This window comes from Enterobacter cloacae complex sp. EB5 (assembly GCF_031432835.1).
Taxonomy (GTDB): Bacteria; Pseudomonadota; Gammaproteobacteria; order Enterobacterales; family Enterobacteriaceae; genus Enterobacter; species Enterobacter hormaechei_C.
Map to the genome: position 1 here is coordinate 2,972,777 of NZ_CP133860.1, position 24,759 is coordinate 2,997,535.

Genomic DNA, 24,759 nt, shown 5'->3' on the forward strand with positions numbered 1-24,759 from the left:
CCATTTATACCTTTCACACTGGCTGGCAAAGGGAGTTGAAATGCTTTTTGGGTTCTTCCGCACACTGTTTCGTGTCCTGTTTCGCATCCGCGTGACTGGCGATACGCAGGCACTCTATGGCGAGCGTGTTCTTATCACACCGAATCATGTCTCTTTTCTTGATGGCGTATTGCTGGCGCTGTTTTTGCCCGTGCGGCCCGTTTTCGCGGTGTACAGCTCCATCAGTGAAAAATGGTACATGCGCTGGCTCAAGCCGCTGATTGATTTTGTGCCGCTCGATCCAACCAAACCGATGATGATTAAACATCTGGTGCGTCTGATTGGGCAAGGGCGTCCGGTGGTTATCTTCCCGGAAGGGCGGATTTCAGTGACGGGCTCCCTGATGAAAATTTACGACGGGGCCGGTTTTGTCGCGGCGAAGTCTCAGGCCACCGTCGTGCCGCTACGCATCGACGGGGCTGAGCTGACCTTTTTCAGCCGTCTGAAAGGGCTGGTGAAGCAGCGTCTGTTCCCGAAAATTACGCTGCATATATTACCGCCGACGTCACTGCCGATGCCCGAGGCGCCGCGCGCGCGCGACCGCCGTAAAATCGCCGGGGAAATGCTGCACCAGATTATGATGGAAGCGCGCATGGCCGTTCGCCCGCGCGAAACGCTGTATGAATCGTTGCTGTCGGCCCAGTATCGCTACGGTGCGAAGAAAAACTGCATCGAAGACATCAACTTTACGCCAGATACCTACCGTAAGCTGTTGACCAAAACGCTGTTTGTCGGGCGTATCCTGGAGAAGTACAGCAAACAGGGCGAAAAGATCGGCCTGATGCTGCCAAATGCGGGTATCAGCGCGGCGGTGATCTTTGGTGCCGTCTCCCGGGGCCGCATTCCGGCGATGATGAACTACACGGCGGGCGTGAAAGGGCTCTCCAGCGCGATTACCGCGGCGCAAATCAACACCGTCTTTACCTCCCGCCAGTTCCTGGATAAAGGCAAGCTGTGGCACCTGCCGGAACAGCTGACGCAGGTGCGCTGGGTGTTCCTGGAAGATCTGAAAGCAGACGTCACGACCGCTGGCAAGCTGTGGATTTTCGCGCACCTGCTGATGCCGCGTCTGGCGCAGGTTAAGCAGCAGCCGGAAGATGATGCCATTATCCTCTTTACCTCTGGCTCTGAAGGTAACCCGAAAGGTGTGGTTCACAGCCACAAAAGCATTCTGGCGAACGTCGAACAGATTAAAACTATTGCTGACTTTACCGCCAACGATCGCTTTATGTCGGCGCTGCCGCTGTTCCACTCCTTTGGTCTGACCGTGGGTCTCTTTACGCCGCTGCTGACCGGTGCCGAGGTGTTCCTCTACCCAAGCCCGCTGCACTACCGCATTGTGCCGGAACTGGTTTATGACCGTAACTGCACGGTGCTGTTCGGGACGTCCACCTTCCTCGGTAACTACGCGCGCTTCGCCAACCCGTATGATTTCTTCCGCGTACGCTACGTGGTGGCGGGCGCGGAAAAACTCCAGGACAGCACGCGCCAGATCTGGCAGGACAAGTTTGGCCTGCGCATTCTGGAAGGCTATGGCGTGACGGAGTGCGCGCCGGTGGTCTCCATCAACGTTCCGATGGCGGCAAAACCGGGAACGGTTGGCCGCATTCTGCCGGGGCTGGACGCACGTCTGCTGGCGGTGCCGGGTATTGAAGACGGCGGACGTCTTCAACTGAAAGGGCCGAACGTCATGAACGGCTATCTGCGTGTGGAAAACCCGGGCGTGCTTGAGGCGCCGACGGCCGAGAACGTCAATGGCGAGGTCGAAACGGGCTGGTACGACACGGGCGATATCGTGCGCTTCGACGATCAGGGCTTCGTGCAGATCCAGGGGCGTGCAAAACGCTTCGCCAAAATCGCCGGGGAAATGGTCTCTCTTGAAATGGTCGAGACGCTGGCGACCGCAGTCTCGGCGGAGAAAATGCATGCGACCGTGGTGAAAAGTGATGCCAGTAAAGGCGAGGCGCTGGTGCTCTTCACGACAGACGGTGAACTGAAGCGTGATGCGCTGCTCAGGTATGCACGCGAACACGGTATCCCCGAGCTGGCGGTTCCCCGCGATATTCGTTACCTCAAACAGTTACCGGTGCTGGGCAGCGGTAAACCCGATTTCGTGACCCTGAAGGGCATGGTTGAAGAGGCGGAACAGCAAAATGCGTGAGTCAGTGCACACTAACACTTCAATCTGGTCGAAAGGCATGATGGCGGTTATCGCCGCCCAGTTTCTTTCCGCGTTCGGCGATAACGCGTTGCTGTTTGCCACGCTGGCGTTGCTGAAAGCTGAGTTTTATCCCGACTGGAGCCAGCCGATCCTACAGATGGTGTTTGTGGGTGCTTACATTGTATTTGCGCCGTTTGTCGGCCAGGTGGCGGACAGCTTCCCGAAAGGTCGGGTCATGATGTTTGCCAACAGCCTTAAGCTTCTGGGCGCGGCAAGTATCTGCTTTGGTATCAATCCGTTCGTCGGCTACACGCTGGTGGGCATTGGCGCGGCAGCCTACTCCCCGGCGAAGTACGGCATTCTGGGTGAACTCACCACCGGTGATAAGCTGGTGAAGGCCAACGGCCTGATGGAGTCCTCTACCATTGCGGCGATTCTGCTGGGCTCGGTGGCGGGTGGCGTACTGGCAGACTGGCATGTGCTCGCCGCGCTTGGCATCTGCGCCCTGATGTACGGTGGCGCGGTGATCGCCAACCTGTTTATCCCCAAACTGGCCGTGGCGCGTCCGGGGCAATCCTGGCGCTTCGGGTCCATGACCGGCAGCTTCTTCAACGCCTGCCGCGTACTGTGGCGTAACGGTGAAACACGCTTCTCGCTGATGGGCACCAGCATGTTCTGGGGGGCTGGCGTTACGCTGCGTTTCCTGCTGGTGCTGTGGGTGCCGGTGGCGCTGGGCATTACTGACAACGCCACGCCGACTTACCTGAATGCCATGGTCGCCGTCGGGATTGTTGTCGGGGCCGGGGCTGCGGCAAAACTGGTGACGCTGGAAACCGTCGCGCGCTGCATGCCTGCGGGGATCCTGATCGGCGTCGGCGTTCTGTTCTTCTCCCTGCAACATGCCCTATTGCCTGCCTATGCCCTGCTGTTGCTGATCGGCATGTTAGGCGGTTTCTTTGTGGTGCCGCTAAACGCGCTGTTACAGGAGCGCGGCAAGCAAACCGTTGGGGCGGGCAACGCCATTGCGGTGCAAAACCTTGGTGAAAACATGGCGATGTTACTGATGCTGGGGATTTACTCGCTGGCGGTAAAAGCAGGTGCGCCGGTCGTGGCAATCGGGGTGGGATTCGGCGCGCTGTTCGCGCTGGCGATTACCGGGCTGTGGGTCTGGCAGCGTCGTCGTTGAATTGTGCGGCCTGATGCCCTCACCCCGGCCCTCTCCCACAGGGAGAGGGTGAAAACCCTAAAAACGGCAACGTGCGTTGCCGTTTTGCTTTTATTACGGTGCCGGGTAGGTGTATACCTGATGCACCGCTTCAATCTCCGCTAATACCTCTTCACTCAGGTTCAGATGGAAACTCTCAATATTGGTTTTCAACTGATCCATCGTCGTTGCGCCGAGCAGGGTACTCGCCACAAACGGCTGACGACGCACGAAGGCCAGCGCCATCTGCGCCGGATCGAGTCCGTGGCGTTTCGCGATATCCACGTAGGCCGCAACGGCTTTTTGCGTCTGCTCGCCGCTATAGCGGGTGAAGCGGCTGAAAAGGGTGTTACGCGCGCCAGCTGGTTTCGCGCCGTTCAGGTATTTGCCCGTCAGGGTACCGAAGCCCAGACAGGAGTAGGCGAGCAGCTCTACCTCTTCGTACTGCGTCACCTCCGCCAGACCCACTTCATAACTGCGGTTCAGCAGGCTGTACGGGTTCTGAATGGTCACGATGCGCGGCAGGTCGTGTTTATCGGCCAGATGCAGATAGCGCATCACGCCAAACGCCGTCTCGTTGGAAACGCCGATGTAGCGGATCTTACCCGCCCGCTGACACTCCGTGAGCGCTTCCAGCGTTTCCAGCAGGGTAACGGCCGGAGCACTTTCGTTCCAGGTGTAGCCAAGCTTACCGAAGCAGTTCGTCGGACGCTGCGGCCAGTGCACCTGATAAAGATCGAGATAGTCGGTTTGCAGGCGCTTGAGGCTCGCATCCAGCGCGGCACGGATATTCTTGCGATCGAGGATCTGGTTAGGGCGGATCCCGGCATCGTTATTACGGGAAGGGCCGCTGACTTTAGAGGCGATGACCAGCTTTTCGCGATTGCCGCGTTTCGCCAGCCAGTTGCCGACATAAGTTTCAGTAAGACCTTGTGTTTCCGGGCGGGGAGGAACGGGGTACATCTCCGCCACGTCAATCAGGTTAATGCCCTGGCTGACGGCGTAATCGAGTTGTGCATGGGCATCGGCTTCGCTGTTTTGTTCACCAAAAGTCATGGTGCCCAACCCCAGTTGGCTGATCTCCAGAGCGCTGTGGGGGATACGGTGATAATGCATAGCCGGTTTCCTTTTTTTGACATACAGACTGCGTCAGGAACCTCCCGACAAAGGAATATAAACATGGCAGAGGGAAGGCAAAAGGGGAAGGAAAAAATCAAAAAGGCCAGCAAGCTACTGACCTTTATCTGTTTAACGCTCGATGATCTGGGAGACTTCGTCGCGATTAATCTGCATTTGATTGCCTTCGCGATCGCGGTAACTCACCAGACCGGTATCGTCGTCGACTTCGGGTTTGCCATCGGTCAGGATCATACGACCATCTTTCGTTGACATGACATAGTCGCTGCTACAACCCGATACCGCAAACGCTAAACCGACTGCTGAGATAATTACTGCCCATTTTTTCATCGTTCTCATCCTCACCTGGCTCGTATCAAATCATAGTGTAGTAATAACCTGATATTACGACAGGTGAAAGGGGGGAAATCTTAAAAAGGAGGAGATTATGTTAGCCGGAGCGCAAAATTAGTAAAAAACTATGTTTTCAACAGGAAGTGGCGTGCCAGCAGCGCCCCGGTGAAATTCTTTTTAAGATAGAAACCGCGCGGCAGCGTCAGGATCGGTTCGCCCTGTGCGCCTACCGCTTCAGTGAGCGCTTTGCTGTTGGCGGCTTTAGGGCGAAGTTGCAGCACTTCGCCATGCCGGGCGGTGATCCGCTCAACCTGTCCCAGCACAATCATGTCCATCAGCTCTTCCCAGTCCTGGGAAAGCTGTCTCTCTTCTTCTTCATTCGGGCTCCAGAGCAGCGGGGCGCCAACGCGACGCTCTGCCAGCGGGATCTGCCTGTCGCCCTCAACGGGTACCCACAATACCCGCTTCAGCTTATGCCTGACGTGGCTGGTTTCCCAGGTCACTCCGCTGTTACCCGTGAGCGGCGCAACGCAGACAAAGGTGGTTTCCAGCGGCCGCCCCTGGCTATCGATGGGGATCGTCTTCAGTTCCACCCCCAGCGCCGCAAAATCTTGCTCGGGTTTACTGCCCGCGCTTGCGCCCAGCCAGCGTTCCAGCAATACGCCGATCCAGCCCTTATCACGCTTTAGATCGTTGGGTATCGTCAACCCCGCCATCACGGCCAGCTCGCCCAGTGAATAGCCTGCCAGACGTTGCGCCTGCTGGAACAACTGGGCTTCACTGACGGGAGGGGAGAGCAGTGGGGCGAGAGAATGCATGCTAACAACCTTTTGATTAAAAAATGAGCTGATATTTTATCCCTTGTGGACAGAGTTTACCTTTTTCTGAGTGAATATCCCATGCGTATGATTTATTTCATCTTTTTTAGACTACAACCTGTCGCGCGGCGGCTAAAAAACAGGTTGTGCAATTCTGGTCACTGACAATAAACAGGATCTTACACCATGTTATCCACAGAAAAATGGGATAACTGGGAATAACTGCCACTACTGTTTCAATTTACAGCCTTGACGTGCGATGAAAATCGAATTTTCACACAAATTGTGCCTAACTTATTGGCACAATCTGTGGATAAAACCGACGCTGTTCGATCTTTCATCAGCAGGAGGATCTTTGATGTGACGATCGTCACGTTAATCGCCTCTGGCACCCTTAATTCCAATATAATGTTTTGAATTTAAATGATTAATTATAAGCAGGGTAAATTGTCGTTTCGTCGTGTTACAAGGTTGTTCATCGGTAATTCCGTACTTCTTCACAACTATATCCACAGAAAAGGTGAATAAAAATGGTCTCTGTCGCCCCCATCTGTTTATAACTCCTCACTAAATTGTGAGTTATTCAAATGTTATTAGGTTGCAGGCCTGTAAGAGAGTGGTTTACCGCCTCCCTGTAGTGTGAAACAATCATTCATATATCAGATTTAGTTTGGGGTAGTCCGGTGATTGATGACGATGGCTACCGCCCAAACGTAGGAATAGTAATTTGTAATCGTCAGGGCCAGGTGATGTGGGCCCGGCGATATGGTCAGCACTCCTGGCAGTTCCCGCAAGGCGGGATCAATCCTGGAGAGTCCCCAGAACAAGCGATGTACCGGGAGCTGTTTGAAGAGGTTGGTTTAAGCCGAAAAGATGTTCGCATCCTGGCTTCGACCCGCAACTGGTTGCGTTACAAGTTACCGAAACGTTTGGTGCGTTGGGACACAAAGCCGGTTTGTATCGGCCAGAAACAGAAGTGGTTTCTTTTGCAGTTGGTGGGCAACGATTCAGATATCAATATGCAAACCAGCAGCACGCCAGAGTTTGATGGCTGGCGCTGGGTAAGCTACTGGTATCCGGTTCGTCAGGTCGTGTCATTTAAGCGCGATGTATATCGTAGGGTGATGAAAGAGTTCGCAAGTGTCGTGATGCAGCTTCAGGAGACGCCTCCGAAGCCACAGAGCGCACCTGCCTGGCGACGTAAAAGAGGTTAAGCTACGCAAATCATGCTCACCCGCTTGCGAGAAATAGTTGAAAAGGTTGCCAGTGCGCCTCGCCTCAACGAGGCGCTGAATATTCTGGTAACGGACATCTGTCTTGCGATGGAAACCGAGGTCTGTTCGGTCTACCTGGCCGACCATGACCGACGTTGCTACTACCTGATGGCAACCCGCGGTTTAAAAAAACCACGGGGACGCACCGTCACGCTCGCGTTTGATGAAGGTATTGTTGGCCTGGTCGGGCGACTGGCGGAGCCAATCAACCTTGCCGATGCGCAAAAACACCCCAGCTTCAAATATATCCCTTCCGTCAAAGAGGAGCGGTTCCGCGCTTTCCTTGGCGTGCCGATTATTCAGCGCCGTCAACTGCTTGGCGTGCTTGTTGTCCAGCAGCGAGAGTTGCGTCAGTACGACGAAAGCGAGGAGTCCTTCCTCGTCACGCTGGCAACGCAAATGGCTGCGATCCTCTCTCAGTCTCAGCTGGCAGCCCTTTTTGGGCAGTATCGTCATACCCGCATCCGCGCGCTTCCGGCCTCGCCGGGCGTCGCGATTGCCGAAGGCTGGATGGATGCCACGCTCCCGCTGATGGAGCAGGTCTACGAAGCCTCGACGCTGGATGAAGCGCTTGAGCGCGAACGGCTTACCGCTGCGCTGGAAGAGGCGGCGAATGAGTTTCGTCGCTACAGCAAACGCTTTGCCGCTGGCGCGCAAAAAGAGACGGCAGCCATTTTCGACCTCTACTCACACCTGCTTTCCGATGCGCGTTTGCGTCGTGAGTTATTTGCCGAGGTCGATAAAGGTTCGGTGGCAGAGTGGGCGGTTAAAAAGGTCATTGAAAAATTTGCCGAGCAGTTTGCGGTGCTGACTGACGGTTATCTGAAAGAGCGCGCCGGCGATTTACGCGCGCTTGGGCAACGTCTGCTGTTCCACCTTGATGATACTATTCAGGGGGCGAATGCCTGGCCGAGCCGGTTTGTACTGGTGGCCGATGAACTCTCAGCGACGACGCTGGCGGAATTACCGCAGGACAGGCTGGCGGGCGTAGTGGTGCGCGATGGCGCAGCTAACTCCCATGCCGCCATTATGGTGCGCGCGCTCGGTATTCCGACCGTGATGGGGGCGGATATTCAGCCCTCCGTACTGCATCGCCGTACGCTGGTGGTGGACGGATACCGCGGTGAGTTGCTGGTGGATCCTGAGCCGGTGCTCCTTCAGGAGTACCAGCGCCTTATCAGCGAAGAGAATGAATTAAGCAAGCTGGCGGAAGATGACGTCAACCTGCCCGCGCAGCTCAAGAGCGGTGAGCGGGTGAAGGTGATGCTCAATGCTGGCTTAAGCCCTGAGCATGAAGAGAAGCTCGGCAGCCGCATCGATGGCATCGGCCTCTACCGCACCGAAATACCGTTTATGCTGCAAAGCGGCTTCCCGTCAGAAGAGGAGCAGGTGGCGCAGTATCAGGGCATGTTGCAGATGTTTAACGACAAACCCGTCACGTTGCGCACCCTGGATGTCGGCGCGGATAAGCAACTGCCCTATATGCCCATTAGCGAAGAGAATCCCTGCCTCGGCTGGCGTGGGATCCGCATAACCCTCGATCAGCCGGAAATCTTCCTTATCCAGGTTCGTGCCATGCTGCGTGCCAACGCGGCCACGGGGAATCTCAGCATTTTGCTGCCGATGGTCACCAGTATTGACGAGATCGACGAAGCGCGGCGGTTGATAGAACGTGCAGGGCGCGAAGTGGAAGAGATGATCGGCTATGCGATCCCTAAACCCCGTATCGGCGTGATGCTTGAAGTGCCTTCGATGGTCTTTATGTTGCCGCAGCTGGCGACCCGCGTTGATTTTATCTCCGTTGGCACCAACGACTTAACGCAATACATTCTGGCGGTCGATCGCAACAATACGCGCGTTGCCAGCATCTACGATAGCCTGCATCCGGCGATGCTTCGTGCCCTGGCGATGATCGCCCGCGAAGCCGAGCAGCATAATATCGACCTGCGCCTGTGCGGTGAAATGGCCGGCGATCCGATGTGCGTGGCGATCCTGATTGGTCTCGGTTTCCGTCACCTGTCAATGAACGGACGTTCCGTTGCGCGTGTGAAATACCTGTTACGTCACATCGAACAAGATGAGGCGCGCGAACTGGCCGCGCGTAGCCTGGAAGCACAGCTGGCAGCCGAAGTGCGCCATCAGGTGGCTGCGTTTATGGAGCGACGCGGCATGGGCGGTTTGATCCGCGGCGGCCGCTGATCCCCACAAAATAATGACGGCTCGGACGACCCCCTCTCCCTTGAGGGAGAGGAATGGGGTGAGGGGGGAACAGCGCGCATGAAACCCTATACACATCTTTTACATCTCAGGCGCATCCTCCGCGCCTGCCTTATGCTATGATTCGCAACTTTGGAGCACCTGCCAACGGCGGGAATGCAATTCACCCGCTGTCCACTTTCAGCGGAATAACAACATCTTGTGGTGACAGATGAACAGTGGTTATCTGCATTTTCCGGAATTCGATCCGGTTATTTTCTCAATAGGACCTGTAGCGCTGCACTGGTACGGTCTGATGTACCTGGTGGGCTTCGTTTTTGCCATGTGGCTTGCTGGCCGTCGCGCCAGTCGTCCGGGCAGCGGCTGGACGAAGAACGAAGTGGAAAACCTGCTTTATGCCGGTTTCCTCGGCGTGTTCCTGGGTGGTCGCATCGGTTATGTCCTGTTCTATAATTTCCCGGTATTCCTGAACGACCCGCTCTATCTGTTCCGCGTCTGGGACGGCGGCATGTCCTTCCACGGCGGGCTGATTGGTGTGATCCTGGTCATGGTGATCTTCGCCAGACGCACTAAACGCAACTTCTTCCAGGTGGCTGATTTTATTGCGCCGTTAATCCCGTTTGGGCTGGGCGCAGGGCGTCTGGGCAACTTCATCAACGGTGAGCTGTGGGGGCGTGTCGATCCGAGCGTGCCGTTTACCATGCTGTTCCCGGGCTCCCGCGCGGAAGATATCGCGCTGCTGCCTTCGCATCCTGAGTGGCAGTCCATTTTCGATACCTACGGCGTTCTGCCGCGCCATATGTCACAGCTCTATGAGCTGGCGCTGGAAGGCGTAGTGCTGTTCATCATCCTGAATCTGTATATCCGCAAACCGCGCCCAATGGGGGCTGTCTCTGGTCTGTTCCTGATTGGCTACGGCGCGTTTCGTATCATCGTCGAGTTCTTCCGCCAGCCGGATGCGCAGTTTACCGGTGAATGGGTACAGTACATCAGCATGGGGCAGATCCTCTCCATCCCGATGATTGTCGCGGGTGCCATTATGATGATTTGGGCGTATCGTCGTCGTCCACAGCAACAACATTCCTGAGGAATCATGAAACAGTATCTTGAATTGATGAAAAAAGTGCTCGACGAGGGCACGCCGAAAAACGACCGCACCGGCACCGGTACGCTCTCCATTTTTGGCCACCAGATGCGCTTCAATCTGCAAGAAGGCTTTCCTCTGGTGACAACGAAGCGCTGCCATCTGCGCTCGATCATTCATGAACTGCTCTGGTTCCTGCAAGGCGATACCAACGTTGCTTATCTGCATGAAAACAATGTCTCCATCTGGGACGAGTGGGCAGATGAGAACGGCGACCTGGGGCCGGTCTACGGCAAGCAATGGCGTGCGTGGCCTACCCCGGACGGCCGCCATATTGACCAGATCACGACCGTCATGAACCAGCTGAAAAATGATCCGGACTCGCGCCGTATCATTGTTTCTGCCTGGAACGTGGGTGAACTGGATAAAATGGCGCTGGCGCCTTGCCACGCGTTTTTCCAGTTCTACGTGGCGGACGGCAAGCTCTCCTGCCAGCTTTATCAACGCTCATGCGACGTGTTCCTCGGCCTGCCGTTTAACATCGCCAGCTACGCGCTATTGGTGCACATGATGGCGCAGCAGTGCGATCTTGAAGTGGGCGATTTTGTCTGGACGGGCGGTGATACCCACCTCTACAGCAATCATATGGAACAGACGCATCTCCAGCTGACCCGCGAACCGCGTGCATTGCCGAAGCTGGTGATCAAACGTAAACCGGAATCGATCTTCGATTACCGTTTTGATGATTTCGAGATTGAGGGTTACGACCCGCATCCCGGCATTAAAGCTCCTGTCGCCATCTGATACGGCAAATCCTGACACAACCGGTGCTCTTTAGCGCCGGTTTTTTTTCATGTCCGTTTTGTTTTTCGAGCCTGTTTCCAGAGATGATGCAACACGTTGCAACGGGCGAAAATCTCCGGAAAGCGGCTCGTAAAGTTCTGGTTTGACGCTCGCACCGTTTCTGCTATTCCGCCACACTCCCGCCATGAAAAATGAACAAGGCTTTACGCTTATCGAAACCCTTATCGCCGTTTCGCTGACAGTGATCCTCAGCGCCACAGGGCTCTATGGCTGGGACAGCTGGCAGCAGCGGCAGCGGCTTTGGCAAACCGCCTGCCAGGTGCGGGATTACCTGGTGCTTTTGCGCAATGACGCCAACCGTCACAACAGCGAGCACAGGATCGCGCTGCATAAAGACGGTGAAAAGGAGTGTCTGGCCAGTTCAGCGGTGACCGGTTGTGACAGCGGCGGACCGTTCGTGATGAAGCCGATGTGGCCCGGGGTCACGATAAGCGACATAACGCCTGCGCTGGGATTTTACGGTTTAAGGGATACCGCGTGGGCCGGACATATCCGCGTGCAGAGCCGCGCCGGTGCGTGGTGGGTTATTGTCTCAAATGGCGGACGTATCAGGTTGTGTAATGCCGCAGGAGAAGGTGCATGCCAGTAAATCGAAGAGGGTTTTCCCTGCTGGAAGTGCTGATTGCAATGACGATAAGCAGCATTCTGTTACTCAGCACGTCACGTTTTTTACCGGGGCTACAGCGGGGTGTTTTACTGCAATCCGGGCAGCAGGAGCTGGAGGATGAGGTCTGGCAACGTCTGTTCGCGATCGGTAAACAGTTTCAGAGGGCAGGATACTGTGCCGGGCATTGCCAGGGGCAGGGGATGATCATCGGCAGGCAAGGACGATGTGCGATTGTGCAATGGGATGCAAACAGCAACGGCCAGTGGGATAGCACCGCGTCAGAAAATGACAGTACGGGATTCCGGCTTGAGTCCGGATCGCTCGAAACGCTGCGGGGCGCCACATCCTGTGACGGTAAGGGATGGGATAAGCTCACCGACCCGGATCGGGTCCTGATAGAGCAATTTATGGTCACTAAAACCGATCGTGCTGGCTTTGCGCCGGTCATCAGTATCGAGCTGCGTGCCCGCCGCAAAGGTGAACTGACCGCACCCTTTTCGGCTCGCCATACCGTAACGGGGTTTAATCTGTGAATCGTCAGTGGGGCATGTCATCGCTGGCGCTGGTCTTGCTATTGCTGGTGCTCGGCACGCTGATCCTCACCGGATTAAATCAGCAGCTGCAAACCTTTAGCACGCTGGTGAGTGGCGAGAGTTTGTCTGTTCGCCAGCAGGCTGTCGTGCAATCTGCACTGGAGTGGGGGCGCGTTCAGGAATGGGCTTTACAGCCAGAGGTTCAGTGCAAACAGACACAGCGTTTGCGGGTCTGTGTAAGGCTGTTTGGGGAGCGTGTGTTGCTTATTGCCGGCAATGACGATCTGTTGCTATGGCGAGGCGGGGACATCGCGGAAGGGCAGATACGCTTTTCCGCCCACGGCTGGAGTGATTTCTGCCCCCTTAAGGAAAGTACGCTATGTCAGTTACCCTGAGCAGACAAAAAGGATTTAGCATGGTTGAGGTTTTGCTGGCAATGATGTTGCTGGTTGTGGTTGTGACGGCGTTATCCGGCTATCATCGCGCGCTGGCAGCCCGGTATGCGGCGCTTAGCCAGTATCGTCAGCTATGGCATCATGCGTGGAATCAGTCGCAGATCTCAACATTAACGCTCCCGCCGGGCTGGCAGGTCAGTCGGGGGCAGACAACACAGTCCGGATGTGTCAGCATCACGGTCACACTAATTTCTCCTATGGGGCGGCAGGGCGCGTTGACGCGTCTGCACTGCCCGGTTAGCCGCTAGTCGGGAGCGTTTATGCTAAGGGTTTACCACTCAAATCGTCTGGATGTGCTGGAAGCACTGATGGAGTATATCGTTGAGCAAGAGCGTCTTGACGATCCGTTTGAGCCAGAAATGGTGCTGGTGCAGAGCACCGGTATGGCGCAGTGGCTGCAAATGTCCCTTTCGCAGAAATTTGGCATTGCGGCGAACATCGATTTTCCGCTGCCCGCGAGCTTTATCTGGGAGATGTTTGTTCGCGTCCTGCCGGATATCCCTGAGCAGAGCGCCTTCAACAAACAAAGCATGGCCTGGAAACTGATGACGCTGCTGCCGGACATGCTGGCGCATGATGAGTTTGCCATGCTGCGGCACTACCTGAATGACGACACCGATAAGCGTAAACTTTTCCAGCTGGCCTCACGCACTGCCGACCTCTATGACCAGTATCTGGTTTACCGTGCAGAATGGCTGATTCGCTGGGAAGCGGGAGAATTAGTCGATGGGTTACCGGAAGCGCAAATCTGGCAGGCGCCGCTCTGGAAAGCGCTGGTCGAGCATACCGGGAAACTCGGTCAGCCTAAGTGGCACCGTGCTAACCTGTACGATCGCTTTATCTCAATACTTGAGAACAGCGCAGAACGGCCAGCCCGTTTGCCGTCACGCGTGTTCATTTGCGGTATCTCCGCGCTGCCGCCTGTCTACCTGAACGCGCTAAAAGCGCTCGGTAAGCACACTGATATCCATATCCTCTTTACCAACCCGTGTCGACACTATTGGGGGGATATTCAGGATCCGCGCTGGCTATCACGGCTGGTCACCCGTCAGAGAAAACGCCTCTTTGAGGAACGCGCCGTGCCGCTGTTTAAAGACAGTGAAAATGCGGCGCAGCTTTTTGATGAAGAGGGGATTCAGAACCTGCCGAACCCGCTGCTTGCCTCGTGGGGCAAGCTCGGACGCGACTATATTTATCTGCTTTCTGAAATCACCTCCTCGGGAGAAGGGGATGTGGATGCGTTTGCGGATATTACGCCGGACAGCCTGCTGCACAATATTCAGCTTGATATTCTGGATTTGGAAAACCGTGCCGTTGCAGGGATCACTGCCGAAGAGTTTGCGCGAAGCGATAAGAAGCGAAAACTGGATCCTGACGATCGCAGTATCGCGATCCACGTTTGCCACAGCCCACAGCGTGAAGTTGAAATTCTTCATGACCGCCTGCTGGCCATGTTGCAGGACGATCCAACCCTGACGCCGCGCGATATCGTGGTGATGGTGGCGGATATCGACAGCTACAGCCCGTTTATTCAGGCGGTATTTGGCAGCGCAACGGGCGACCGCTATCTGCCCTACGCCATCTCTGACCGTCGCGCTCGTCAGTCACACCCGGCGCTACAGGCCTTTATCAGCCTGCTTTCGCTGCCTGATAGCCGGTTTATCTCTGAGGATGTGCTGGCACTGCTGGATGTGCCAGTTCTGGCCGCACGTTTCAATATTAACGAAGAGGGGTTGCGCTATCTGCGCCAGTGGGTCAACGAATCCGGTGTCCGCTGGGGTATCGACGATGATAACGTCCAGGAGTTCGAACTCCCTGCGACCGGCCAGCATACCTGGCAGTTTGGCCTGACGCGTATGCTGCTGGGGTATGCAATGGAGAGCATCCACGGCGAATGGAATGACGTGCTGCCGTACGATGAATCCAGTGGTTTGATCGCAGAACTGGTTGGTCACTTAGCCTCGCTGCTGATGCAGCTCAACCGCTGGCGCCGTGCGTTGATGCAGCCCCGCCCGCTCGAAGAGTGGCTGCCAGTTTGCCGCGAAATGCTGAATGACTTCTTCCTGCCGGACAGCGAAACTGAAGCCGCTATGGCGCTTATCGAGAAGCAGTGGCAGGCCATCGTTGATGAGGGGGTTAATTCGCACTATCACGAAGCGGTTCCCCTTTCGCTTCTGCGTGATGAGCTGACGCAACGTCTCGATCAGGAACGCATCAGCCAGCGCTTTCTTGCGGGGCCGGTGAATATTTGTACCCTGATGCCAATGCGTTCAATCCCGTTCAAAGTGGTCTGTCTGCTTGGCATGAACGACGGTATTTATCCGCGTGCGCTTCCACCTCTGGGTTTTGATCTCATGAGCGCACAACCGAAGCGGGGCGACCGCAGCCGCCGCGATGATGACCGTTATCTCTTCCTTGAGGCGCTGATGTCTGCGCAAAGCAGGCTGTATATCAGCTATATCGGACGTTCAATTCAGGATAACAGCGAGCGTTTCCCGTCTGTGTTGGTGCAGGAACTGGTGGACTACATTGGACAGAGCCACTATCTGCCGGGCGATGAAGCCTGCAACTGTGACGAAAGCGAACGTCGGGTGAAAGCGCATATCACCTGTCACCATAGCCGTATGCCGTTTGATCCTGTCAACTACGTTCCTGATGAACTGCAAAGCTATGCCCGCGAGTGGCTTCCCGCCGCGAAGAAAGCGGGGACACCGCAAACCGATTTTATTCAGGCGCTCGAACCGCTCGCCATAGACACCCTCACGTTTGAGCAGCTACAGCGCTTTTGGGCGCACCCGGTTCGGGCGTTTTTCCAGCAACGCTTGCAGGTGAATTTCCGCTCTGAAGAGAGCGAAATCCCCGATGCGGAACCGTTTATTCTTGATGGGCTGGAGCGTTTTAAGCTTAATTCCCAGCTTCTGAATGCGCTGGTTGACGAAGAAGACGCCAGTAAACTGTTCCGACGTTACAGGGCGTCGGGATTACTTCCGTATGGTGCATTCGGCGAAATCGTCTGGGATGCCCAGTGCGAGGAGATGCGAGCGCTTGCTGACCGCGTTATCGCGTGTCGGCAGCCGGCGAGCAGCATTGAAATCGATCTCGATTGTAACGGTATGCACCTCAGCGGCTGGCTCACGCACGTGCAGTCTGACGGGCTGCTGCGCTGGCGCCCATCCATGCTCAGCGTTTCACATGGCCTGCAACTCTGGCTCGAACATCTTGTCTACAGTGCGAGTGGTCACGAAGGTGAAAGCCGGTTGTTTGTCCGTAAGGACGGCGAATGGCGTTTCCCGCCGATGGAGCCTGAGCAGGCGTTGACGTATCTGTCGCTTTATATTGAAGGTTACCGTCAGGGCATGAACAAACCTCTGCTTTTGCTGCCTGAAAGTGGGGGTGCATGGATAAAAGCCTGTTATGACACGCAGAATGATGCCATGTTAACGGATGAGGCTTCGCTCCAGAAAGCGCGCAGCAAGTTTTTGCAGGCCTACGAAGGGAACATGATGGTACGTGGCGAAGGTGACGATGTCTGGTATCAACGTTTATGGCGAACGCTGGAGCCAGACTATTTCGACATTATCACCCAGGAGGCGCAACGCTACCTGTTACCGTTATACAAATTTAATCAGTCCTGAGCGTTGTATAAAAATTGCGCAGTATGAGGTGTTCATTTATGATGCACCTCTTATCACGGACTGATGTACCCAAAGAAAGAGATGCTGGCGTGTCCAGCACGCACGTTGTTAATGATGTAGCCGTGATAAAGAGGTCGTAATGCCAGGCAGCACCTTGTTCAAAGCGTTTGTTTTGTTTATCGCCCTTTGGGCTCCCGTCACTCAGGCCGATTCCGGTTGGCAACCTGTCAAGGAAACAATCCGTAAGAGCGATAAGGACACCCGTCAGTATCAGGCGATTCGTCTTGATAACGGGATGACCGTGCTGCTGGTTTCCGATCCTCAGGCGGTGAAATCGCTCTCCGCGCTGGTTGTGCCGGTGGGTTCGCTGGAAGATCCTGACGCCCATCCGGGACTGGCGCACTACCTTGAGCACATGACGCTGATGGGCTCTAAAAAATACCCACAGCCTGACAGCCTGTCCGAATTTCTGAAAATGCATGGCGGCAGCCACAACGCCAGCACTGCGCCGTATCGCACCGCGTTTTACCTGGAAGTGGAAAATGATGCGCTTGACGGGGCGGTGGATCGTCTGGCGGATGCCATCGCCGCACCGCTGCTGGATAAAAAATACGCTGACCGTGAACGCAATGCCGTGAACGCCGAACTGACGATGGCGCGCACGCGAGACGGTATGCGCATGGCGCAGGTTAGCGCTGAAACCATCAATCCGGCACACCCGGGTTCGCGCTTCTCAGGCGGCAACCTTGAAACGCTGAGCGACAAGCCAGGTAGCCCGGTGCTCGATGCGCTACATGCGTTTCGTGAAAAATACTATTCCGCCAATCTGATGAAAGCGGTTATCTACAGCAATAAACCGTTGCCGACACTGGCAAACATGGCCGCGCAGACCTACGGCAGGGTGCCAAATAAAAATATCGATCTGCCGCAGATTAACGTGCCGGTTGTCACGGACGCGCAAAAAGGCATTGTTATTCACTATGTGCCGGCCTTGCCGCGCAAGGTGTTACGCGTTGAATTCCGTATTGATAACAACACGGCACAGTTCCGCAGCAAAACCGACGAGCTGGTGACTTATCTTATCGGCAACCGCAGCCCGGGTACGCTCTCCGACTGGCTGCAAAAGCAGGGGCTGGTGGAAGGTATTCGCGCTGACTCCGATCCCGTCGTAAACGGGAATAGCGGCGTACTGGCCATCTCCGCGACGCTGACCGATAAAGGGCTGGCTCACCGGGACGACGTCGTTGCGGCCATTTTCAGTTATCTCTCTCTGCTGCGCGACAAAGGGGTCGATAAACGCTACTTTGACGAGCTGGCGCACGTGCTGGATCTCGATTTCCGCTATCCCTCTATCACGCGTGATATGGACTACGTTGAGTGGCTGGCAGATACCATGATCCGCGTGCCGGTGGAACATACGCTGGATGCGGTAAATATTGCCGACAAGTATGATGCCGGAGCGCTCAAAGCGCGTCTGGCGATGATGACTCCGCAAAATGCCCGCGTCTGGTATATCAGCCCGAACGAACCGCATAACAAAATGGCCTACTTCGTTGATGCCCCGTATCAGGTTGAAAAAATCAGCGAACAGACCTTCGCGGGCTGGCAGAAAAAGGCCGGGGAAATTGCGCTGAAGTTACCGGAGCTTAACCCCTACATCCCGGACGATTTCTCGCTGATCAAACCCGCAAAGGCGTATCCGCATCCGGAGCTGATTGTTGATGAGCCGACGCTGCGCGTGGTCTACACCCCAAGCCGCTATTTCGCCGACGAGCCAAAAGCGGATGTCAGCGTGGTGTTGCGTAACCCCAAAGCAATGGACAGCGCCAGAAATCAGGTGCTGTTTGCGCTTAACGATTATCTGGCCGGTATTGCCCTCGATCAGCTCAGCAATCAGGCTGCCGTTGGCGGTATTAGTTTCTCCACTAACGCCAATAACGGCCTGATGGTGAATGCCAACGGCTATACCCAGCGTTTGCCGCAGCTGTTCCAGGCACTGCTGGACGGTTATTTCAGCTATACGCCTACGGAAGAACAGCTTGATCAGGCTAAGTCCTGGTATGCCCAGATGATGGATTCTGCCGAGAAGGGTAAAGCCTACGATCAGGCGATTATGCCAGCACAGATGCTGTCGCAAATTCCGTACTTCCAGCGCGAAGATCGCCGCGCGTTATTGCCCTCAGTCACCTTAAAAGAGGTGCTGGCTTACCGTGATGCGCTGAAAACCAATACCCGTCCTGAGTTCCTGATTGTAGGGAATATGAGCGAAGATCAGGCTAAAACGCTGGCGCAAAACGTCCGGGCGCAACTGGGTTCAAAAGGCGATGAGTGGTGCCGTAACCAGGATGTGCTGGTCGAGAAAAAGCAGAACGTGATCTTCGAAAAAGCGGGAAGCAGCACGGATTCCGCGCTGGCCGCGGTGTTTGTCCCTGTCGGTTATGACGAATTTACCAGCTCTGCCCAGAGTGCGGTGCTTGGCCAAATTATTCAGCCGTGGTTTTACAACCAGCTGCGCACCGAAGAGCAGCTGGGCTATGCGGTGTTCGCTTTCTCTATGAATGTGGGCCGTCAGTGGGGGCTGGGCTTCCTTCTGCAAAGCAGCGACAAGCAACCCGCTTACCTGTGGCAACGTTATCAGGCATTCTTCCCGCAGGCGGAAGCAAAACTGCGCGCCATGAAGCCGGAAGAGTTTGCCCAGATCCAGCAGGCGGTTATCGCCCAGGTGATGCAGCCGCCGCAGACGCTGGGTGAAGAGGCCTCGCAGCTGAGCAAAGATTTTGATCGCGGTAATATGAAATTTGATTCGCGTGATAAAATAGTGGCCGAAATAAAACAGCTGACGCCACAAAAGGTTGCCGATTTCTTCCATCAGGCGGTGGTAAAACCGCAGGGTATGGCCATCCTGTCTCAGGTTTCTGGCAGCCAGAACGGGAAAACGGACTACGTAAAATCAAAAGAGTGGACCGTCTGGAAGAGCGTCAGCGCGCTGCAACAAACTATGCCCTGGAGTAAGAAAGAATGACCCATACCGCTGAGCCGCTTGATCCCCTAAGTTTACCTCTACAGGGTGAGCGACTGATTGAAGCCTCAGCGGGAACGGGAAAAACCTATACCATCGCCGCGCTCTATCTGCGTCTGCTGTTGGGGCTCGGCGGCAACGCCGCTTTTTCGCGCCCGTTAAGCGTGGAAGAGCTGCTGGTGGTAACCTTCACCGAAGCGGCCACTGCCGAGCTGCGTGGCCGTATTCGCAGCAACATTCATGAGCTGCGCATCGCCTGTCTGCGTCAGACGACGGATAACCCCCTCTACGCCAGCCTGCTGGACGAGATTGCGGATAAACAACAGGCTGCGCAATGGCTGCTGCTGGCCGAGCGGCAAATGGATGAAGCGTCCGTTTTCACCATTCACGGTTTTTGTCAGCGCATGCTGAGCCTGAATGCGTTTGAATCCGGCATGCTCTTTGAGCAGCAGCTTATTGAAGATGAATCCGAGCTTCGCTATCAGGCCTGTGCGGATTTCTGGCGTCGTCACTGTTATCCGTTGCAGCGCGACATTGCCGAAGCGGTTCACGCCCTGTGGAAAGGTCCGGAAGAGCTTCTTCGCGCCATCGACCGTTACCTGCAAGGCGAAGCGCCGGTCATTAAATCTCCGCCGCCTGCCGATGAAACGCTGGCCTCGCGCCATGAAAAGATCGTCGCCAAAATTGCCGCGCTTAAGCAGAAGTGGAATGAGTCGGTTGGTGAAATTGATGCAATCATCGAAAACTCAGGCATCGACAGACGCAAGTTCAACCGTGGGAACCAGGGGAAGTGGATCGAAAAGATCAGCGCCTGGGCCCAGGAGGAGACGCGGGGCTACCAGCTTCCGGACGCGCTGGAAAAATTTTCGCAGCGCTTTTTGACTGAGCGAACCAAAGCCGACGGCATTGTGCCTGAGCATCCCCTGTTTGTGGCGATTGAAGCGCTGCTAGCGGAGCCATTAACGCTCAATGACCTGATGATCACCCGCGCCATGACGGAGATCCGCCAGGCCGTCGCGCGCGAAAAACGTCGCCGGGGCGAGCTGGGGTTTGATGACATGCTAAGCCGCCTGGACGAGGCGCTGTCCAGCGAGAATGGTGAAGCGCTCGCCAGCGCGATCCGTACCCGTTTTCCGGTGGCGATGATTGACGAATTTCAGGACACCGACCCTCAGCAGTACCGCATTTTTCGCCGCATCTGGCGACAGCAGCCCGACACGGCCCTGTTGTTGATTGGCGACCCTAAACAGGCGATTTATGCCTTCCGTGGGGCAGATATCTTCACTTATATGAAAGCCCGTAGTGAGGTTGTCGCGCATTACACGTTAGACACCAACTGGCGTTCCGCGCCGGGGATGGTTGAGAGCGTCAATGCGCTGTTCAGCCGTATGGAGACGGCGTTCATGTTCAATGAAATCCCTTTCCTGCCGGTGAAATCCGCCCCAAAAAACGCATCCCTGCGCTTCGAAGTCAGTGGCGCGGTGCAACCCGCCATGACCTTCTGGCTGCTGGAAGGAGAAGGCTATGGCGTTGCCGACTATCAGGCGGCGATGGCGCAGCACTGCGCCGCGCAAATCCGTGACTGGCTGAGCGCAGGCGCGCGCGGCGAGGCGCTGCTGTGGAAGGGGGAACAGGCGAATCCTGTTAAAGCCTCTGATATTACCGTGCTGGTGCGCAGTCGTCAGGAAGCGGCGCTAATCCGCGATGCGCTAACGCTGCTGGATATTCCGTCAGTGTATCTCTCTAACCGCGACAGCGTGTTCGACACGCTGGAAGCCCAGGAAATGCTCTGGCTGCTTCAGGCGGTGCTGGCCCCCGAGCGCGAAAATACGCTTCGAAGCGCGCTGGCCAGCTCTATGCTGGGGTTGAACGCGCGCGATATTGATGAGCTCAACCATGACGAAAACGCATGGGATGCGGTGGTGGAAGAGTTTGTCCATTACCGTGAACGCTGGCAAAAACGCGGCGTCATGGCGATGCTGCGCGACTTGATGACGCGGCGCCAGATTGCCGAAAATATGCTGGCGTCATCCGGCGGTGAAAGACGTCTTACCGATATTTTGCACATCAGCGAACTGTTGCAGGAAGCTGGCACCCAGCTTGAAAGTGAACATGCCCTCGTGCGCTGGCTGGCGCAGCAAATCGCAGATCCAAACAGTAACGCCTCAAGCCAGCAGATGCGTCTTGAGAGCGATAAGCATCTGGTGCAAATCGTCACCATTCACAAATCGAAAGGTCTCGAGTATCCGCTGGTCTGGCTGCCCTTTATCGCCAACTACCGCGTTCAGGATCAGGCCTATTATCATGACCGCGAGACTTTCGATGCGGTGCTCGATCTCAGCAAGGCGGAAACCAGCGTTGAGCTGGCGGAAGCGGAGCGTCTGGCGGAGGATTTGCGCCTGCTTTACGTGGCGCTGACCCGTTCTGTCTGGCATTGCAGCCTGGGCGTCGCGCCGGTTTTCCGCCGTCGCGGGGAGAAAACAGGAGAGAGCGATTTCCATTTAAGCGCCTTAGGGCGGCTTATTCAGCGTGGTGAGCCTAAAGATGCGGCGGGGTTGCGCCTCTGTATTGAGTCGCTTTGCGGAGACGATATCGCCCTGCATATCCCTTCTCTGCCAGACAACAGCCGCTGGGAAATGGCGCAAGAGCCCGCGACCGATCTTAACGCGCGCCAGATCACACGGGTGCTTGCCGACGACTGGCGCGTCACCAGCTACTCTGGCCTGCAACAGCACGGGCAAAGTATTGCGCAGGATCTCATGCCGAAGCTGGACGTGGATGCCGCAGGGGTGGGCAATGTTCCGGTTGAACCGACGTTAACTCCGCATCAGTTCCCACGCGGCGCGTCGCCGGGCACCTTTTTGCACAGCCTTTTTGAAGAGCTTGATTTCACCCAGCCTGTCAGTGAGGAGTGGGTGCTGAAGATGTTGCAGAGCGGAGGCTATGACGCGCACTGGCAGCCCGTTCTCACTGGCTGGATCAACGCCATTTTGCAGGCGCCGCTGACGGCACAGGGCTTCTCGCTTCGCCAGTTAACGGCCAAAAATAAGCAGGTTGAGATGGAGTTTTATCTGCCCGTCGCAGGCCCGCTTAAGGCCGACGCGCTCGATGCGCTTATCCGTCAGTACGATCCGCTGTCAGCCGGTTGCCCGCCGCTGAACTTCCGTCAGGTGCAGGGCATGCTGAAAGGGTTTATCGACCTGGTCTTCCGTCACGAAGGACGGTACTACCTGCTGGATTACAAATCGAACTGGCTGGGCGAGAACAGCGAAGCCTATACCCAGCAGGCGATGGCGGCCGCTATGCAAATGCATCGCTACGATCTGCAATATCAGCTCTATACCCTGGCGCTGCACCGCTATTTGCGCCACCGTATTGCGGATTACCGCTACGACGATCATTTTGGCGGCGTCATCTACCTGTTCCTGCGCGGGGTCGACGCTGCCGATCCGCGCTCCGGGATCTTCAGCACCCGTCCGGATGCGGAATTGATTAATAAAATGGATAACCTGTTTGCAGCAAACGCGGAGGAGATGGCATGACGATGCAGGACTTATTGCTGGATGCGGTAGAGCAACGCGTGCTGCGTCAGCTGGACGTGCAGTTTGCCATGATGATTGCCGCTGACCAGCCCGCCGTGATGCTTGCCGCTGCCCTGTTGAGTAAAGACGCCGGAGAGGGGCATGTGTGTCTGCCGCTCTCGCGCCTGATGGTTGACGAGAAAATGCCGCCTGTCCTCCAGTCCTGCTTTGCGCTGCTGGGGGAAAGGGTGGACTGGCAGAAAATTTTGCGTGAATCGTCAGCCGTCGGGCCGGGAGACAACCAGGCACCGCTGATCCTCACGGGGGAGCGCTTATACCTGAACCGCCTGTGGCGAAACGAACTGACGGTAGCGCGTTTCTTTAGTGAGACCAATGCGCCGCTTCCCTGCGACGAAGCACAGCTTCGTCAGACGCTGGACAGGCTGTTTGACTCCGGTGAGGCCACTGACTGGCAGAAAGTGGCGGCAGCCGTCGCCCTGACGCGGCGGATCTCGGTGATATCCGGCGGCCCGGGAACGGGGAAAACAACGACCGTCGCAAAGCTGCTGGCAGCCCTGATACAGCTTTCAGGCGAGCAGCGATGCCGTATTCGTCTGGCGGCGCCCACCGGGAAGGCTGCGGCGCGTCTGACCGAATCACTGGGCGGCGCGATGCAACAGCTGCCGCTCACTCAGGAGCAGCTTGCGCTTTTCCCGGGTGAAGCGAGTACTCTGCACCGTCTGCTCGGCGCGCAGCCGGGTAGCCAGCGGCTGCGCTACCATGCGGGTAATCCGCTGCATCTGGACGTGCTGGTGGTGGATGAAGCCTCCATGATCGACCTGACTATGATGTCGCGCCTGATCGATGCGCTGCCACCCCATGCGCGCGTGGTTTTCCTGGGCGATCGCGACCAGCTCGCCTCTGTAGAAGCCGGGGCGGTGCTGGGAGATATCTGTACCTACGCCAGTTACGGTTATACCGCCGCGCGGGCGCAGGAGCTCGCCCGTCTGACCGGTTGCTCGCTTGAACCCGATCACACGCCGATCGCGGGCGCACTGCGTGACAGCCTGTGCCTGCTGCAAAAAAGCTACCGTTTCGGCAGCGACTCCGGCATCGGCCAGCTGGCTGCGGCGGTCAACCGTGGCGACAGGCACGCCACGCGTACGGTGTTTGACGGTTCCTTCACTGACATTGAAAAGAAATCGCTGCAAAGCGGGGAAGAGTATCAGGCTATGCTTGAGGAGGCTCTCCAGGGATACCAGCATTTTCTGAGCTGCGTGCAGCAACGCAGTCAGCCCGGGCAGGTCATCGCCGCATTTGGCGAATACCAGCTTCTGTGCGCATTGCGGGAAGGGCCGTTTGGCGTAACGGGCCTGAACGACAGGCTGGAGCAGCTGCTGGTGCAGAAGCGCAAAATTAACCGTCAGCTGCATTCGCGATGGTATGAGGGCCGGCCAGTGATGATCTCCCGCAACGACAGTGCGCTGGGGCTGTTCAACGGCGATATCGGCATTGCGCTCGATCGCGGTAACGGACTGCGCGTCTGGTTCCAGCTACCGGACGGCAGCGTGAAGTCCGTCCAGCCCAGCCGCCTGCCAGAGCATGAAACGGCATGGGCGATGACGGTACACAAATCTCAGGGCTCCGAGTTCAACCATGCGGCGCTGATCCTGCCGACCCAGCTGTCGCCGGTTGTGACCCGCGAGCTGGTCTACACCGCCATTACCCGTGCGCGCCAGCGTCTGTCGCTGTATGCGGATGAGCGCGTGTTGAGTCAGGCGATAGCCACCCGTACTGAGCGCAGAAGCGGATTAAGCGTGATATTTGAATCTGTCTGAGTGAACGCCCTCTCCAGCAG

General features: G+C 56.3%; 17 protein-coding genes. 14 read left to right on the forward strand and 3 right to left on the reverse strand.

What is annotated here, in order from left to right; all coding sequences use genetic code 11:
• The first annotated feature begins 40 nt into the window (after positions 1-40).
• Together aas and lplT are read left to right on the forward strand one after the other, a co-directional pair.
• A complete protein-coding gene (gene aas / locus RHN82_RS14250; protein ID WP_047051815.1) occupies positions 41-2,200 on the forward strand; it encodes a bifunctional acyl-ACP--phospholipid O-acyltransferase/long-chain-fatty-acid--ACP ligase in 2,160 nt (719 codons plus the stop codon).
• On the forward strand, positions 2,193-3,386 hold the full coding sequence (gene lplT / locus RHN82_RS14255) for a lysophospholipid transporter LplT (protein WP_047051814.1): 1,194 nt from the start codon (positions 2,193-2,195) through the stop codon (positions 3,384-3,386). The genes aas and lplT overlap by 8 nt, the downstream gene beginning before the upstream one ends.
• 93 nt (positions 3,387-3,479) lie before the next feature.
• On the opposite strand, the gene RHN82_RS14260 is transcribed toward lplT, so the two are convergent.
• The 3 genes from RHN82_RS14260 to mutH all read right to left on the reverse strand — a co-directional run bounded on the left by RHN82_RS14260 (position 3,480) and on the right by mutH (position 5,692).
• Entirely contained in the window at positions 3,480-4,520 is a 1,041-nt protein-coding gene (locus tag RHN82_RS14260; RefSeq protein ID WP_015571754.1) for an NADP(H)-dependent aldo-keto reductase, read from the reverse strand.
• 132 nt (positions 4,521-4,652) lie between these two features.
• Positions 4,653-4,871, reverse strand: a complete 219-nt coding sequence (locus RHN82_RS14265) for a YgdI/YgdR family lipoprotein (RefSeq protein WP_003862794.1) — start codon at positions 4,869-4,871, stop codon at positions 4,653-4,655.
• A 128-nt stretch (positions 4,872-4,999) separates the two neighbouring features.
• Positions 5,000-5,692 carry a DNA mismatch repair endonuclease MutH gene (gene mutH, locus RHN82_RS14270; RefSeq protein ID WP_047051813.1) on the reverse strand — a complete coding sequence of 231 codons (693 nt, stop codon included), beginning with the start codon at positions 5,690-5,692 and terminating at the stop codon, positions 5,000-5,002.
• A gap of 683 nt (positions 5,693-6,375) precedes the next feature.
• On the opposite strand from mutH, the gene rppH reads away from it, so the two are divergent.
• The 12 genes from rppH (at position 6,376) to recD (ending at position 24,739) form a co-directional block, all read left to right on the forward strand.
• Positions 6,376-6,906: an RNA pyrophosphohydrolase gene (gene rppH, locus RHN82_RS14275; RefSeq protein ID WP_003862791.1), complete on the forward strand. Its 531-nt coding sequence runs from the start codon at positions 6,376-6,378 to the stop codon at positions 6,904-6,906.
• A 12-nt stretch (positions 6,907-6,918) separates the two neighbouring features.
• Entirely contained in the window at positions 6,919-9,165 is a 2,247-nt protein-coding gene (gene ptsP / locus RHN82_RS14280) for a phosphoenolpyruvate--protein phosphotransferase (protein WP_015571752.1), read from the forward strand.
• Positions 9,166-9,394: 229 nt separating this feature from the next.
• Entirely contained in the window at positions 9,395-10,270 is an 876-nt protein-coding gene (lgt, locus tag RHN82_RS14285) for a prolipoprotein diacylglyceryl transferase (RefSeq protein ID WP_047051812.1), read from the forward strand.
• A 6-nt stretch (positions 10,271-10,276) separates the two neighbouring features.
• Complete coding sequence (gene thyA / locus RHN82_RS14290) at positions 10,277-11,071, forward strand: thymidylate synthase (RefSeq protein WP_015571751.1); 795 nt, start codon at positions 10,277-10,279, stop codon at positions 11,069-11,071.
• A 184-nt stretch (positions 11,072-11,255) separates the two neighbouring features.
• Positions 11,256-11,720, forward strand: coding sequence for a prepilin peptidase-dependent protein (locus tag RHN82_RS14295; protein WP_047051811.1), 465 nt, complete (start codon positions 11,256-11,258; stop codon positions 11,718-11,720).
• Positions 11,711-12,271, forward strand: a complete 561-nt coding sequence (locus RHN82_RS14300; protein WP_032649363.1) for a prepilin peptidase-dependent protein — start codon at positions 11,711-11,713, stop codon at positions 12,269-12,271. The genes RHN82_RS14295 and RHN82_RS14300 overlap by 10 nt, the downstream gene beginning before the upstream one ends.
• Complete coding sequence (locus RHN82_RS14305; RefSeq protein WP_047051810.1) at positions 12,268-12,666, forward strand: DUF2509 family protein; 399 nt, start codon at positions 12,268-12,270, stop codon at positions 12,664-12,666. The genes RHN82_RS14300 and RHN82_RS14305 overlap by 4 nt, the downstream gene beginning before the upstream one ends.
• A complete protein-coding gene (locus RHN82_RS14310) occupies positions 12,651-12,974 on the forward strand; it encodes a prepilin-type N-terminal cleavage/methylation domain-containing protein (RefSeq protein WP_003862776.1) in 324 nt (107 codons plus the stop codon). Before RHN82_RS14305 ends, RHN82_RS14310 begins: the two co-directional genes overlap by 16 nt.
• Before the next feature lie 12 nt (positions 12,975-12,986).
• A complete protein-coding gene (gene recC, locus RHN82_RS14315) occupies positions 12,987-16,361 on the forward strand; it encodes an exodeoxyribonuclease V subunit gamma (protein WP_047051809.1) in 3,375 nt (1,124 codons plus the stop codon).
• Positions 16,362-16,500: 139 nt separating this feature from the next.
• Positions 16,501-19,383, forward strand: a complete 2,883-nt coding sequence (gene ptrA / locus RHN82_RS14320; RefSeq protein ID WP_047051808.1) for a pitrilysin — start codon at positions 16,501-16,503, stop codon at positions 19,381-19,383.
• Positions 19,380-22,922 (forward strand): exodeoxyribonuclease V subunit beta, encoded by a 3,543-nt coding sequence (gene recB, locus RHN82_RS14325; RefSeq protein ID WP_047051807.1) that lies wholly within the window; start codon positions 19,380-19,382, stop codon positions 22,920-22,922. The genes ptrA and recB overlap by 4 nt, the downstream gene beginning before the upstream one ends.
• Positions 22,919-24,739, forward strand: coding sequence for an exodeoxyribonuclease V subunit alpha (recD, locus tag RHN82_RS14330; protein WP_047051806.1), 1,821 nt, complete (start codon positions 22,919-22,921; stop codon positions 24,737-24,739). Before recB ends, recD begins: the two co-directional genes overlap by 4 nt.
• The last annotated feature ends 20 nt before the right edge of the window (positions 24,740-24,759 follow it).